This is a genomic window from Myxococcus guangdongensis (assembly GCF_024198255.1).
In the GTDB taxonomy this organism is placed as follows: domain Bacteria; phylum Myxococcota; class Myxococcia; order Myxococcales; family Myxococcaceae; genus Myxococcus; species Myxococcus guangdongensis.
On the sequence record NZ_JAJVKW010000014.1, the window covers coordinates 264,230 to 278,335 of the forward strand.

Genomic DNA, 14,106 nt, shown 5'->3' on the forward strand with positions numbered 1-14,106 from the left:
TGGACCGAGGGCTCGGCTCAATCGCCGCAGGTGGCGGACTGCGAATCCCAGACGCATCCCTTGATGCGACAAAGGGACTCGCTCGTGATGCGCCCACAGATGATGTCCGCGGAGGTCGACTCCTCGGGGGATGCAGCCGGCGCCTCCGTGCGCCCGGTCCAGCCAGACAGGGTCAGGAACGCAGCCAAAGCAATGAAGCCTCGCATGGTCACCTCTCCTCGTGGGCTCATGGACAGCCATGAGTCCAACCAGCGTCTTCCTTTCATCCCCGCAAGTCAAACACACCCACTGGGCACGGGCACCGCCGCCAGAAAAATCCACCGCGCGCCGAGTCACGTCCCCACGGAGCCGTCCTCGTGGGTTCCCGTCAGGGAGTCACGGATGACAGCTCATGGATTTCCCGACAGGAACTCAGGACGTCGGGAGGTGCGCTTCCTCCGAAGCGCTGCGTCAGCCAGGCCACGGCGCCAGGGATGTCATCCCCCAACACGCCGAAGTGGTCCGCCACCGGGCACCCCACGTACTCCACCGAGGCGCGACGCGCGATGAGCTCGTTGCGGACGGCCCATGTCTGCGCTGGATTCACACGCGCATCCAGCCGGCCCTGCACCAGTCGCACCGGGACTCCGATGGTCAGATACCCCGGATGCATCGCGCTCAACTGCGCGAGCAATGGCCGCCAGTTCGCCGTCTCGCTCATCACATTTCCCTTGGGGACGAAGTTCCCCCAGGAGTCCGTCTGGCTCAGCTCGATGCGGCACTTCGAATCGACATCGGCATACAGCTTCAGGGCCTGGGGCTTGAGCAACTGCTCCAGCTTCACCCCGTCCGGGTCTCCCTCGGCAGCCCCTGTGAGGAACAGGGGAATGAACGCGACGTCCGGCGAGGGCTCCGCCACTTGCACTGCAATCGGGAAGGTCAAGTGCATCGCGGACGCCGGCGCATAGGCCAGCACACCCACCAACTCAAAATCCTTGCCACGCAGGCGCTCCGGAGCCTCGGCGGCGGAGAACAGCGCGGCCTGTCCTCCCTGGGAATGGCCCACGACGGCGTACTTCTTCGACAGCTTGCCCGGGTACAGCTTGTGCGCCGCCACCACGCTGTCGAGCACGCCTCGCGCCTGCGAGCGCCCCAACAGGAACGGGTGCCGCCCCTCCGTGCCGAGCCCCTCGTAGTCGGTCATCACCACGGCCCACTTCATCTCCCCCAGGAAATAGTTGAGCAGTCGCTGCGGCGCCTGATTGAACCAATGGGCGCTCGCGCCCAGCACATCGCGCGACGGCGCGCACTTGTCGGCCACGCCCACCGTCCCGTGCGCCCAGGCAATCACCGGCCATCCGCCTTCCGGAGGCTCTCCCTTCGGGAGCGCGATGATGCCGGACACCGCGATGGGCCTGTCTGCCTTCACCGCATCCGAGCGATACAGCACGCGCACGTTGCTCCCCGCCTGCTCCAGCGCGGCGAACCCCGTGAGCGGCTCGTGCCGGAGGACGTCGCCAGGAGAGGAGGTCGGGAGCGAGTCAGGCGTGCGGTAGAACGGCGGGAGTTCGTCCTGCTGCGGCCGGGGCGACCCGCGAGAACACGCGAAGACGAGGACGGACAGGGACACGAGGGACGCAACGCACCTGCGCGAGACAGGCATGACGACTCCCAGGAGAGTGCCGCGTGCGTGGGAGCTGGACGAGGGTGTCGGCGTGGGTTTCCACCAGTCTCGAAGAGCGGGCCAACGGCTCACAAGGCCGACACCGGGCCTCGGGCGGATGCACTTCGAGTCGCGAGCCGCCGTCGTGCACCAGCCGACACGCGCCTGCCCTCGTGGGCCGCGCTCGTCGAGGCGACTCCCACAACGGCGAAGGCGGCACCCTGTCCGAGCAGTGCCGCCAGCGTCCTACTGAGTCATGAGGCCCGGAGTGAGCGGCTCAGAGGTCCACCTGCCACAGCTGGTTGTCGGCCGCCTTGCGATGCATCGGGTAGACGATGAGCCGACCCGAGCCATCCGTCCTGGCGCCCTCGACATCCAGCACGAAGCCATTGAGCGCGCTCTGGATGTAGTAGGTGCCGCGGGCGCGACCCGGCACGAGCTTCCACACCTGGTTGGGGCTGCCGTGGGCTTCCCACATGATGACGCGGGTTCCCTCGGCCTTGTTCGCGCCGTCGATGTCGAGCACGAGTCCGTTGAGCTTGCTACGGATGAGGTAGCCGCCTCGGGTGGGCACCAGCTCCCACTGCTGGTTGTCGTTGCCCTCGCGGTGGGACTTCGCGCGGTGGGCGATGATTCCGGCGCCGAGCGAGCGGTTGTTGCCCTCGATGTCGAGCACGAGCCCCGCGAGCTTGCTGCGGATGAAGGTGGTGCGCTGGTGGCGCGGCTCATCGCGGCCATGCCCATGGCCACGGCCCGGCGGCGGGGGCGGCGGCGTCGGGCGAGACTCGCCCTGGCACCAACCGGCGGGGCTGCAGGTGCGCGCGCCATCGCACTGGTTGGAGCTCTGGCAACGGTTCGGACCGGGGCGGTTGCGAGACTCGTCCCAGCGGTAGTCCGGCCCGGGACCCGCCGCCGCCGTCATGGGCAGGAGCAGCAGCGCGAGCGCCATCCATCCCCTGCCCTTCGCGGACGACCGGTTTTCACGCGCACGAACACCTTCGGAGCCACCGCGAACCGCCAACATGGGACTTCTCCTTGTCTGGAATCACTCGCAGCGGGGCCGCTCTCGCCGTCCCGCTCACCGTGTGTTCTTCATGACGGGGGCCGGGGGATTTCATTCACGCCCGGCCCACGTCACTCGGCGGAAACGTGCTGTTGGAGGAAATGTCCCACCCACCCCCGAGCGAGCTGTCGGCCGAAGCCGCCGTCCCAGATGTCGAAGCCGTGCTCCGCGTACGGGAGCATGAAGAGCGCGTGGGGCACCCCCGCTTGGGAGAGCCGGGCGGCCATCGCCAGGGAGGCCTCGGGCGGCACGACGCTGTCGGCGCCGCCGTGGAGCAGGAGCGTGGGAGGAGTCCGTGGACCGACGTGGTGGATGGGAGAGAGCAGCTCGTACAGCGCGCGGTGGCCGTCCAGCGGCGCACCCGTGAAGCCCTCGAGCGTGGCGGCGTTGCTCGCGGCATCGGCCACCAGATCGCCCGGCGCGTAGAAGCTGATGACGGCCGCGATGGAGGTGTCCCCCGGGGAACCACAGGAGGACGGGATGCGGGTGTCGTCCGCTGAGTACCCCGCCAGCATCGCGAGGTGTCCACCCGCGGATTCACCGAACAGGACGAGTCGCGACGGGTCGATGCCGTAGGTCGCCGCGTGGTCCTTGACCCAGCGGATGCCACACTTGACGTCTCCCGGGGCGGTCATGCCGGTGGCCGGTGGAAAGAGGCGGTAGTCGAGGGAGATGAGGACGTAGCCCTTCGCGGTGAAGAAGTCGGCCCAGGCTCGGGCATAGGCGCGCTCTCCGCCGCGCCAACCGCCTCCGTGGAGATAGAGCACGGCCGGGCGTGGCGCGGGTGAGGCGCCCTGGGGAAGGAAGATGTCCGCGTGCAGTTCGCGTCCCGGGACTTCGGCGAAGCGGACGGTGTGACTCGGCGGAGGGCGGGCTCCGACGAGGGGCCGGAGGTACGCGCGGAGGTCGAGCGGGAGGTCGTTCGCACGGGCCATCCGCCAGGCGGAGGCAGCGGGCCATACCGCGAGGACTCCGATGAGCAGCGCGGACGCGGGGGTCCCCCAGCGCAGCCACTTCCACACGTCCGCGTGAGCGCACCAGAAGGCCACCAGCGCGGTGAGGAGCGCGGGCACCAGCATCACCAGGCTGTACTCGCGCAGGATGCCCTTGAGCAGATGGACGAGCGTGGGCACTCCGGCGGGAGCGAAGAAGACGGCGGCGAGCAGCACGCAGCCCATGATGTGAAGGAGCGCCAGGACGGTCGGCATGGAGTTCGAAGGCCCTGGGCGATGCATGCCCAGGGGCGAGGGCCCATGGTATCGCGCCAGCCCCCAGCACAAGCGCACGATGATGGCCCCCGCGGAGCCGAAGGTGGCGCCCGCCACCGCCGACTGCCATCTTCAAGGGATGGATGCGAGCGCCCTCGAGTACCGCGCGATTCAGGCGTTCCATGGACAGCGCCGCGCGCAGCGCTCCGGCGTCCCGTACATGCACCACATCGACGAGGGGCTGTGGGTGCTACGGGCCCTGTGCGCGAGCGACCTGGCCCAACGCGCGTACTGTCTGCATCCCCTGGTGCAGGACGATGACGACCGCGCCGCCGCCTGGGCCCGAGCGCTCGCCACGGGAGCGGACCTCTCCATGCCACCCGTCGACGGCGTGAGTGATGACCCGCGCGTCCTCGCACTCGCGCTGGCCTACCGGGAGACGGCCAACGCCGCCCTGTCCCATCGACCGGACCTGAAGGGGCCCGAGGACATCGCGCTCAGCACGGAGCCCGAGGTCAACGACATGCTCCGCGCCGACAAGGTCCAGAACTACAAGGACTTCATCATCCATCACCGCGGAACCCATCCCCGGTCCGCGGAGCTGGAGCGCTATTTCCAGGCATGGCTCACGCGCCTTGATGTGTCTCCAGCACAGGTCAGGCACTGGCACGAGGCGCTCGAACACCTCCACTCCACCTGAGCCCCCCGCCGCAGCAGAGCGGGGGCGACCAGCTGCCTCGCTACGGACCGACCGTGGCCTTCATCACGGTGAAGAAGTCAGCGGGGTAGACAATCTCGTAGCCATAGAAGCCATAGGACTGGGTGAAGGAACCGACGGTCTGGTTCTGGAGCTCGTCATGGCGACGGGTGGCGAGTGGGCCCCAGGTGCTCTGGGTATCGAACCAGGCGGGGTTGGCGATGCGTCCCGCCGCCAGCTCCTGCTTGTACAGCCGGTCCAGATACGCCAGCGGGTAGAGGATGTGGTGGTCGCCGCCGTCGTAACCGCGCTGCGCCTCCGAGTAGACGAAGAACTTGCGATTGCTGTCGTAGCCGTACTTGACCACGTAGTTCATGCCCTGGAGCAGCATGTCGACCATCTGGGCATGGCTCACGCCCGAGGGCTTCCCGGCGGCGGCGAACTCCAGGTCGGCCTGGTGGAACTTGATGAGGTTGCCCATGAAGGCCCCGGCCATCCACGGGTTCGTCCCCGTGGCGTTGAACCCGGCGTTGTTGTCCATCTTGGTCATCGTCCAGTAGCCCGTGCCCTGGGCGGCGTCGTTCACACCGAGGACGGTGTTCGAGACGGTGTTGGTCGCCGGGTCGTAGCCCACGTGGTTGCTCGGGGTCCGGAACCACTCGATGAGGTAGGCGGCCAGGTTGCCCGCCACGTCCTTGTGGTACGTCGCGTCCCCCGTCACGCGCACGTACTCGTTCATCACGTAGAGCGGCCAGCCATAGTCACGCTCGGCCTCGCGGTGCCGGTCCGTGAACTTGAATGGACGCTTGAAGAAGTGCGGGGAGACGAACTTCCACCACTGGGCAATCTCCGTGAGCACGTCGAGCGAGCGCTTGTCACCCGTGAGCAGGTAGAGGTTGCTCAGGCCGCTGACGTGCGCGTGGCCCCAGTGCAGGTTGCGCACCTGATGGTCGATGTTCTCGTGGTTGATGGCGTGCACCTCACCCGCGGGCTGCGGCGTGTTGCCCGTGGACCAGTAGCCCGCCCGTGGACCGTGAGACACATCGATGTCCATGAAGTGGCGCGTGCTGATTTCTCCGAGCTGGAACCAGCGAGCGTCCCCACTTCGCAGGAACTGCGTGAGGAAGTTGTTCGCGCCGACATGGGTGTCATTGTAGAAGCTGGGGACGTACACCCCGTTCGTCTGAAGGGCCCAGCCTGCGCGAAGCCGGTCGCCGTAGTCGCGCCAGCCGAACATCGTGGCGTTGCCGTCGGACTGCTCGATGCTCCGCTCGTAGATGTCTCGCATCAGGACGTTGTCGTAGCCCTTGTTGCTGCTGAGCTGCGGAGTCGGCGTCAGGTCTCCGAACACGCCGGATGCGGTGTACCAGGCCGGGGTGGCGGTCAACTCCAGGCGGTGGCGTTGATAGCTGTCATTGGCGGCGTGAAGGGCGCTGGTGGTGGGGAGGGCGGTGCTCGAGGCCAGTCGCAGTTGGTAGGTCTTCGCGCCGCCCTGCCGCGCGAAGTACAGGCTCTGGGCGCGGTGGTAGCGGGTGCCTGACAGCGCGGGCTGGGAGGTCTCGGCGGAGCCGCCTCGCGCCGGGAAGAGGGAGGCCGTCAGGGTGTTGCCATTGACGCTCAGCTCGCCGGGGAACTGCTGCCAGAAGTCCCGGACCATCAGCGCCAGGTGACGGCTGCCGGAATCCAGGGCCACCCAGCCGGCGGCCTTGGCGCCCGTGCCCACGCCGCTGTAGTTGAACGTGTGGCCCAGGTCGACGCCGTTGTCGAAGGTGAACTCACCCTTCTGGAGCAGGGAGTGCTCGCCGGAGACCTTGGCGCCATGGGCGGCGCCGCTCTCACCGCCGAAGCGATAGTCGGCCGCGCTGTCGGAGAGGTAGGTCCAGCGCAGGCCCAGGGCCTTGGCGGCGATGGCGAACGACGTGGGGTTGGTCTGGACATTGGGCTCCAGCCGGTCGTCGATGACGGTGACCTCCAGGTCGACCTTGTCGGAGCCTTGATGGGCGTAATAGCGGACCAGGAACTTGATGAGCTTCGCGCCAGCTGCGTTGGTGAGCGAGCCCTGGGCCTTGATGACCGCGCGCAACGGCCCGGTCTCTTCCACGGTGACGACCGCGTCGGTGGCGGCGCCGGCGGTGTACTCCTGGTTGTCGTAGGCGTTGACCATGAACAGGTCGCCGCCGTTGAAGAGCTGCTCGCCGGCCTCGAACGCGCCGTTGGCGTTGGTGTCGCGCCAGAGCCGGGTGAGGACGCCCTTGTTGTTGACGGCGAACTTCACGAGTCCCGTGTCGACGGTGAGCTCCGTCGATGGCGTGCCGCTGATGGCCACGTTACGCGGTAGGGCGGCGCGGACGACGCCAGGGCCATAGGCGACGCGATAGGCGCGTGCTGCGCCGAGGTCCGCGACGAGGTGCACCAGGGCGACCTTGATGGAGCCATCCGGCCAACGGGAGATGGCGTCGAACTGTGCGGGGACCTCCTGGCTGCCGTCACCGGTCTCCAGGCGCAGCTCCGCGAGGCTGGACAAAGCGCCCTTGGGCAAGGGGACGCCCGTGCGCAGCGGCGCCTTGTCCGAGACAGGGCCCGAGGCGAGGCTCAAGGCGATGTATTGGGTTCCCGCGACCGTCACAGGAGTGAAGCTCCCCTGCACGGTGGTGTCGACATCGAGCGTGGTGGTGCAGGCGGCGGTGCCCGTGCAGCCACCTCCGCTCCATCCGCCGAAGGAGTACCCAGAGTCAGGCATCGCGGTCAGCGTGACGGTGCTGCCCTTCGCGAAGGAGGCCAGACAGGTGCCGCCACAAGAAATCCCCGCGGGGTTGGAGGTGATGGTTCCCGAGCCCAGACGCGTGAGCGTCAACCGGGCGGTCGTGCCATCACCCTCCCCAGGAGGTCCTCCCGGAGGCGCAGGTGTGTCACTGGTGCAACCCAGGATGAGCACGGTCGTGAGGACCAGTGACCGCCATTTTTCTCTGAGCGTAAGAGTCGTCATTGTGCCCAAAAGAGCAAGCGTTGGACCAAGGGCATGACACAGGGATTCTCCTGCGGGGATGACCTCCGCACATCGCGAGGCGTCGGGAACCTGTGGTGGACAGCACCCACTGCTCTGTGGGGCAGTGCCCCCGAAGAGGGAAGACCGGCGGCGGCGCTGTTCCGCCTGGCGAACGAGACCTTCAGCACGGGCAGGCTCGCCAGCACGTCGTCCCGCGAGGTCATCCGCGTGGACAGGAGGACTCGAGCATCCGGAATGCCTTCGGCGCGACCCAGGACGGCGTGGCGGCGATGCTGACCGGCTTCGCCTTCGAACCCCCCAACCATGCGCGTTCGCTGCTCCAGCGCACGCGCATGCGACCAACGAGTGTCACCGCAGACCCATCACAAACGTCCACCACGACTGCAATGGAAACAAAACCTCTCAAGAGTGGACATGAGGTCGACCGGGTCCCGCGAGGCGACCGGCGTCGACTGACGCCAGGAGATGCCGCCCCCACACGTCTGTTATGCTATTCCGAATGCAGCTCCGTTTCCCGTTTGCGTGGGAACCCGAAAGGAAGCCATGCCAGTGATGCCTGTAGGGCTGTCCGGCCGCGCGCCAGTGGGCCTGCTGATGTGTCTGTTATGGGTGGCTGGCTGCTCCGGCCCGGTGCTGGAGAAGGACGACACGGCCGCCCCAGGGACGGCCCACGCGGCCGTGGCCTCACCAGTCTGGAAGATGGCGCGGGCCGGCCGTCTCCATTCGGTGGGCCTCAAGCTGGATGGAACGGTGTGGACCTGGGGGTACAACGCCCAAGGTCAGCTCGGGGATGGCACCACCTTCCGCCGGCTCGCGCCCGTGCGCGTCACGGGACTCACGTCCATGGTGTCCGTGGCGGCGGGGCGCTCCCATTCCCTGGCGCTCAAGTCGGACGGCACGGTGTGGACCTGGGGGCTCAACGCCCAAGGTCAGCTCGGGGACGGCACCACCCTCCAGCGGCTGAGGCCCGTGAAGGTGTCGGGCCTCACGGGCGTCACGTCCGTGGTGGCGGGCGACGAGCACTCCCTGGCGCTCAAGTCGGACGGGACGGTGTGGGCCTGGGGATACAGCTCTGATGGCCTTGGCGATGGCACGTCGCTGCGGCGCTTGACGCCCGTCCAGGTGGTGGGGCTCACGCGCGTGGTGGAGCTGTCCGCGGCGAGCAGCTCCTCCATGGCGGTCGATGAGGATGGCGCGGCGTGGGGATGGGGCTACAACGGTACGGGCCTGCTCTGTAGCGGCACGACCACCCGGCAACTGGTGCCCGTGAAGGTCTCGAGCCTCGCCTCCGTGGTGGCCGTGGCCTTGAAAAGCAGCAACGCCTTCCTGCTCAAGGACGATGGCACCGTCTGGGGCTGCGGCACGAACTTCTCCGGGGAGCTGGGCGATGGCACCACCACCCGGCGCCTGACGCCCGCGCAGGTGCTGGGGCTCTCGGAGGTCGTGCGCCTGGGCGCGGGCAGCAATCACGCGCTGGCGGCCACGCAGGATGGCCGCCACTGGGCGTGGGGCTCGAACAGTTGGGGACAGCTCGGCGACGGGACGACGACCTTCCGGCCCCTGCCGGTTCCCATCCAGGGCCCCTCCGGCGCGAGCTTCCTGTCGGGAGGAGAGTCCCATTCCCTGGCGGTCCAGCCCGATGGGACGCTGTGGGTCTGGGGGAACAACTACTCGGGCCAGTTGGGCGATGGGGTCCCCACCGACTTCCTGAGCCCCGCGCCCTCGCTCTTCACGGGGGCGTCCATCGCGGGTGGGGGACACCATTCCGTGGGCCTGAAGTCGGACGGAACCGTCTGGACGTGGGGCTTGAATACCTCCGGTCAACTGGGCGATGGGACCACCGCCACCACTCCACGGACGGTGCCTTCGCAGGTGCCGGGGCTCTCGAACGTCACCCTCATCGCGGCGGGCTCGGAGCGGTCCATGGTGGTCCTCGCCGACGGCACCCTGTGGTCCTGGGGGAGCAACACGGAGGGCGAGCTGGGGGATGGCACCACCACGACGCGCTCCTCCCCCGTCCAGGCCGTGGGCCTCACGAACATCGTCGCGGTGTCAGGCAGGAGCGGTCACACGCTGGCGCTCAAGGATGACGGCACCGTGTGGGCGTGGGGCGCGAACGGCCACGGCCAGCTCGGTGACGGCACGACGACCTGGCGGTCGACTCCGGCGCAGGTCCCCGGGCTCACCGGAGTCATCGCCGTGGCGGCGGGCGGCCTCTTCTCCGTGGCGCTCAAGGCCGATGGCACCGTCTGGACCTGGGGCACCAACTACCAGGGCAAGCTCGGCGACGGCACCACCACCTCTCGCTCCACGCCTGGACAGGTGCCAGGGCTCACCTCCGTCGTCTCCGTGTCGGCGGGGCTTGGATACACGGTGGCGCGCAAGTCCAACGGCACGGTGTGGGGCTGGGGCGAGAACTATTATGGCCAGCTCGGTGACGGCACCGCCGCCTGGTCGTCGTCACCCGTGCAGGCGCTGAACTTCACGGACTGCGTGGAGGTGGTCACGGGGAACTCCCACACCCTCGCGCGCCAGAGCGACGGCACGGTGTGGTCGTGGGGCTACAATGCCAGCGGGCAGCTCGGCGATGGCTTCACCACCAGCCAGAGCGCTCCCGCGCAGGTCCCGGACATCATCGATGCGACGGCCCTGGGTGCGGGCGACTACCACTCCATTGCGTTCCGCGCCAACGACATCCTGTGGGGCTGGGGCTCCAACTCCTCCGGGCAACTCGGGACGGGAACCGAGGAGATCCGGATGGTCCCCTACGCCCTCTGAGGCCCCGAGGCCCGCCCCCCTCCCGAGGCCCGGAGGGGAGGCGGGCACGTGCGCCAGAGAGTCCTTTGGGGTGCCATCCTGGCGTCGGCAAAGCGGGCCTGCCTCCCGGAGATCCACGCCGTGTTGCGCCAGAAGTGCGTCGGCATTTCGGAGCGCACCTGCACCAACAGCGAGGAGCCCGGAGTGTTGATGGGAGCAGGCGCTGGCCTGCCCCGGAGCCCCCCACGACACAGCGTCTTCGCAGGTTTCAGACCTGCCCGGCGCCACCGTCCACGAAGAGCTCCGCGCCGTTGACGAAGCTGCTGTCATCCGAGGCGAGGAACACCGCCGTCTTCGCCACCTCGTCCGGCTGGCCCATGCGACCCAGCGGGATGAGGCTGGTGAGGTATTCCTTGAACTGCTTCGCGCCCTGCGTGTCGGGCACCAGCCCGTTGAGTCCCGGCGTGTCGATGGGGCCCGGGCTGAGCGTGTTCACCCGGATGCGGCGCCCCTTCAAATCCAACGCCCAGGTGCGCGCGAAGGAGCGGATGGCCGCCTTGGTCGCCGAGTAGACGCTGAAGGCCTCCGAGCCGGCAGAGCCCGCGGTGGAGCCCGTGAGGATGACGGCGCCGCCGTCCTTCAAGAGCGGCAGCGCCTTCTGCACCGTGAACAGCATGCCCTTCACATTGATGTCGAACGTCTTGTCGAAGTGCTCCTCCGTGATGGAGCCCAGCGCGGCGAACTCGCCCACGCCCGCGTTGGCGAACACCACGTCCAGGTGCCCCGCCTCCTGCTTCACCCGCGCGTAGAGCGCGTCCAGGTCCGTCAGCACGGACACGTCCCCCCGCACGCCCACCGCCCCGTGCCCGATCTCCTTCTCGGCCCGGTCCACCTCCGCCTGCCGGCGGCCGGTGAAGAACACCTTCGCCCCTTCCTGCGCGAAGCGCTTCGCGGACGCGAAGCCGATGCCCGTGGTCCCACCCGTGACGACAATGACCTTCCCGTCGAGCCTGCCCATGGTCCTGCTCCTTCCCTCTCGCCACCGAGGGGTTATGGACTTCATGGTCCATATCTAAGAATGGTGGACCGGACGGTCAATAACTTTTAATTTCAGGGCATGGCCCGGCCTCGGACATTCGATGAAGCGCAGGTGCTGCGCGCGGTACGCGACCAGTTCTGGAGCAAGGGGTACGCGGCGACCTCCATGGACGACCTGATGAAGGCCACGGGGCTGGGAAAGGGCAGCCTCTATGGGGCCTTCGGCGACAAGCAGCAGCTCTTCCAGAAGGTGTTCGACGCGTACTGCGTGAGCTCGGTGGCGGCGGTGGAGAAGACGTTGGCGGGCCCTGACGCGGGCGCGCTGGAGCGGCTGCGGCAGTTCCTGCTGGGCGTGGCCACGGCGTCGGCGGCGGAGGTGAACCGGCGTGGGTGCCTGTTGTCGCGGGGCACCGCGGAGCTGGCGGCGCAGGACGCGCAGGTGGCGGACCGGGCGCTGGAGACCTTCCGGGGGCTCGAGGCCGCGTTCGTGCGCTGCCTCACGCAGGCCCAGGCGCATGGGGACCTCCCGGCCCAGGCGGACCCCAGGCGGCTGGGGGCCCTGCTGCTCGCCCTCTTCCGGGGAATGGAGGCCGTGGGCAAGGCGGGCATGGAGGAGGCCAGCCTGCGCGGCATGGTGGAGACGGCGTTCGAGGGGCTGCCCATCGCGTCGAAGCGCCGCCGCTGAACGCTCGGGGGGATGCCGGAGCGACTCGCGCGACGGCAGGGCGGGCCCGGGCGTGGCGTGGACACGTTCGCGCTCACGGAGCGCGCCGCGCGGCGTGCGAGCCATCGCACGCGCTCAGCCCACCCGGCGCAATCGGGTCATCGGAGGCACCAGCTCCCGCGCGCGGGCTCACGGGCAGGGACACGCGGAAGGTGCTGCCCCGGCATGGCTCACGCTCCACGGAGGTGCCGCCGCTGGAGCCGGTGACGATGCCGTGGCGGATGGACAACCCCAGGCCCGTGCCCCCCCGACGGGCTTGGTGGTGAGGAACGGCGCGAAGATGCGTGCGCTGCTGGGGACGACACCCTCGGAGGCGACACGGGCCACGGTGCTCGCGGCGCGGTCCCGACGCACCGACGCCACCAGCGATGACGGAGAACCGCGCCCAGTGGACGTGCAGCTCGCCACGGGATGGCTTCTTGGCTCGCCGGAGTTTCAGCGACAATAGATTGTTCTTGTCGCGGGTCGGATGTCTGGCGCTGGCTTGCGAGGCTTGCCTGTATTGCCGTAATTTTTCGGCATGGGCCTGGGTGGCATTGATTGCCGGGCCCAAACCGAGCCAGGAGCATCCTTGTGAAGACGTTTCATCCGAGACGGGCCGCCGCCGGAAGTCCATCCTCCGAGCCACCTGCGGGGTGTCTGGATTCACGCGCGCCCTTGCGTGTCGCAGTGATGTCCATCGTGGTGGGGCTGATGGGCTGTCAGGTCGAAGGGCGCGACGAGGAGGTCGCGGACCTGGAAGCGGGAGCCTTCACCGAGGTCGTGCTGGAGCGGCACCCTCGGGACCTCCCAGTGGTCCATGGTTACGTGGATGCACGAGGCGTCGAGCACGCCCTGAGTGCCGAGCCCCCCACCCACCGCACGGTGAGGGCCCAGGTGGACTATCCGGGCTGCGAGTTCGACTACGCGGACGCGTCCAGGCTCTCCTACCGGGGCTACACCATCACGGGGAGCAGCGGCGTTCGCACCGTCCGGGTCTCATGGTTGCACGCGGTCCCAGCCGACATCGCGCTGCTCCCGGGCTCGAGTGGCTCCTATGCGAGGACCCGGCTCACCCAGGCGCCTGGCTGCGGAACGAACAGCGCCTATACGACGGCGCCCCTGAGCGTCACCTTTCTCGACAGCTATACGGACACCTTGACCGGCCTGCTCGTCAATCGATACGAGCTCTCACACACCTTCCAGGTCAGTGATGTCGACTTCGGGCAATACTCCGGATTCTCATCCACGTTCCGACTGATGACCGACTGTGGGGGCATGGGCGCGGTTCTTTCCCAGACCCAGCCCGATGTCATCTCTCCCCAGACCTTGCTGGCCGCGGGAGATGATACTTCATTGGCGGTGCGCACCGACGCCAGCCTCTGGGGGGCGGGCTACAGCGGGCATGGCAGCCTGGGGGACGACTACCCCGAGGACCACTCCGCGCAGAATCCGATGCGAGTGTCGGTCGTGAGCTGCATGAAGGCGGTGTCGACCTCGGGCTGGAACGTGATGGGGCTGCGCTCCGACGGCACGGTCTGGGGATGGGGCGCCAACTTCTTTGGCCAGACGGGCACTGGAACTCAAGGCAGCGTCAAATACACGCCTGCCCAGGTGCAGGACCTCACGAATGTCCGAGGGGTCTCCGCCGGTCCCTTCCACTCCCTTGCGCTGAGAGGAGACGGAACCGTCTGGGCTTGGGGGGCGGGTTACTATGGGAAGCTCGGGACTGGAACGGAGGACTCCACCCTGGTCCCTGTCCAGGCGATGACTCCCACGGGGGTCATCTCGGTCTCGGCGGGAGGTTCGCACAGCCTGGCCTTGAGGTCCGACGGCACCGTCTGGCTCTGGGGCGCGGGAGCCACCGATGGACCGACGTCGCAGAGCAACCTCCCCGTGCAGAAGCCGGGACTGAGCGGCGTCATCTCCATTTCGGCGGGAGAGGGTTACTCGCTCGCGCTCAAGTCGGATGGCACCCTCTGGGCATGGGG

10 protein-coding genes are annotated in these 14,106 nt (G+C 68.2%); 4 read left to right on the forward strand and 6 right to left on the reverse strand.

What is annotated here, in order from left to right; all coding sequences use genetic code 11:
* Positions 1–367 precede the first annotated feature (367 nt).
* The 3 genes from LXT21_RS35260 to LXT21_RS35270 form a co-directional block, all read right to left on the reverse strand.
* Complete coding sequence (locus tag LXT21_RS35260) at positions 368–1,609, reverse strand: alpha/beta fold hydrolase (protein ID WP_254042625.1); 1,242 nt, start codon at positions 1,607–1,609, stop codon at positions 368–370.
* A 310-nt stretch (positions 1,610–1,919) separates the two neighbouring features.
* A complete protein-coding gene (locus LXT21_RS35265; protein WP_254042626.1) occupies positions 1,920–2,591 on the reverse strand; it encodes an RICIN domain-containing protein in 672 nt (223 codons plus the stop codon).
* A 185-nt stretch (positions 2,592–2,776) separates the two neighbouring features.
* The gene (locus tag LXT21_RS35270; protein WP_254042627.1) at positions 2,777–3,913 is read right to left on the reverse strand and encodes an alpha/beta hydrolase; all 1,137 of its coding nucleotides are present in this window, start codon (positions 3,911–3,913) and stop codon (positions 2,777–2,779) included.
* Between the two features lie 79 nt (positions 3,914–3,992).
* Between LXT21_RS35270 and LXT21_RS35275 the strand changes: the two genes are divergently transcribed.
* Entirely contained in the window at positions 3,993–4,613 is a 621-nt protein-coding gene (locus LXT21_RS35275; RefSeq protein WP_254042628.1) for a hypothetical protein, read from the forward strand.
* A 40-nt stretch (positions 4,614–4,653) separates the two neighbouring features.
* Here the strand turns inward: LXT21_RS35275 and LXT21_RS35280 are convergent, their stop codons facing one another.
* On the reverse strand, positions 4,654–7,464 hold the full coding sequence (locus LXT21_RS35280) for an exo-rhamnogalacturonan lyase family protein (RefSeq protein ID WP_254042629.1): 2,811 nt from the start codon (positions 7,462–7,464) through the stop codon (positions 4,654–4,656).
* Between the two features lie 696 nt (positions 7,465–8,160).
* On the opposite strand from LXT21_RS35280, the gene LXT21_RS35285 reads away from it, so the two are divergent.
* On the forward strand, positions 8,161–10,395 hold the full coding sequence (locus tag LXT21_RS35285) for an RCC1 domain-containing protein (protein ID WP_254042630.1): 2,235 nt from the start codon (positions 8,161–8,163) through the stop codon (positions 10,393–10,395).
* A gap of 247 nt (positions 10,396–10,642) precedes the next feature.
* On the opposite strand, the gene LXT21_RS35290 is transcribed toward LXT21_RS35285, so the two are convergent.
* Complete coding sequence (locus tag LXT21_RS35290) at positions 10,643–11,392, reverse strand: SDR family NAD(P)-dependent oxidoreductase (RefSeq protein WP_254042631.1); 750 nt, start codon at positions 11,390–11,392, stop codon at positions 10,643–10,645.
* A 99-nt stretch (positions 11,393–11,491) separates the two neighbouring features.
* Here LXT21_RS35290 and LXT21_RS35295 point away from each other — a divergent pair, with 99 nt between their 5' ends.
* A complete protein-coding gene (locus tag LXT21_RS35295; protein ID WP_254042632.1) occupies positions 11,492–12,097 on the forward strand; it encodes a TetR/AcrR family transcriptional regulator in 606 nt (201 codons plus the stop codon).
* Between the two features lie 73 nt (positions 12,098–12,170).
* On the opposite strand, the gene LXT21_RS45560 is transcribed toward LXT21_RS35295, so the two are convergent.
* Positions 12,171–12,752, reverse strand: a complete 582-nt coding sequence (locus LXT21_RS45560) for an ATP-binding protein (RefSeq protein ID WP_323395384.1) — start codon at positions 12,750–12,752, stop codon at positions 12,171–12,173.
* A 41-nt stretch (positions 12,753–12,793) separates the two neighbouring features.
* On the opposite strand from LXT21_RS45560, the gene LXT21_RS35305 reads away from it, so the two are divergent.
* A partial coding sequence (locus LXT21_RS35305) for an RCC1 domain-containing protein (protein ID WP_407667081.1) occupies positions 12,794–14,106 on the forward strand: 1,313 nt, incomplete at its 3' end.

Excerpts from the sequence above, each read along its gene's own strand:
- LXT21_RS35295 (WP_254042632.1), top strand. The coding sequence starts at position 11,492 with ATGGCCCGGCCTCGGACATTCGATGAAGCGCAGGTGCTGCGCGCGGTA.
- LXT21_RS35275 (WP_254042628.1), top strand. The coding sequence starts at position 3,993 with ATGATGGCCCCCGCGGAGCCGAAGGTGGCGCCCGCCACCGCCGACTGC.
- LXT21_RS35285 (WP_254042630.1), top strand. The coding sequence starts at position 8,161 with ATGCCAGTGATGCCTGTAGGGCTGTCCGGCCGCGCGCCAGTGGGCCTG.
- LXT21_RS35290 (WP_254042631.1), bottom strand. The coding sequence starts at position 11,392 with ATGGGCAGGCTCGACGGGAAGGTCATTGTCGTCACGGGTGGGACCACG.
- LXT21_RS45560 (WP_323395384.1), bottom strand. The coding sequence starts at position 12,752 with ATGGACTTCCGGCGGCGGCCCGTCTCGGATGAAACGTCTTCACAAGGA.
- LXT21_RS35270 (WP_254042627.1), bottom strand. The coding sequence starts at position 3,913 with ATGCCGACCGTCCTGGCGCTCCTTCACATCATGGGCTGCGTGCTGCTC.
- LXT21_RS35265 (WP_254042626.1), bottom strand. The coding sequence starts at position 2,591 with ATGGCGCTCGCGCTGCTGCTCCTGCCCATGACGGCGGCGGCGGGTCCC.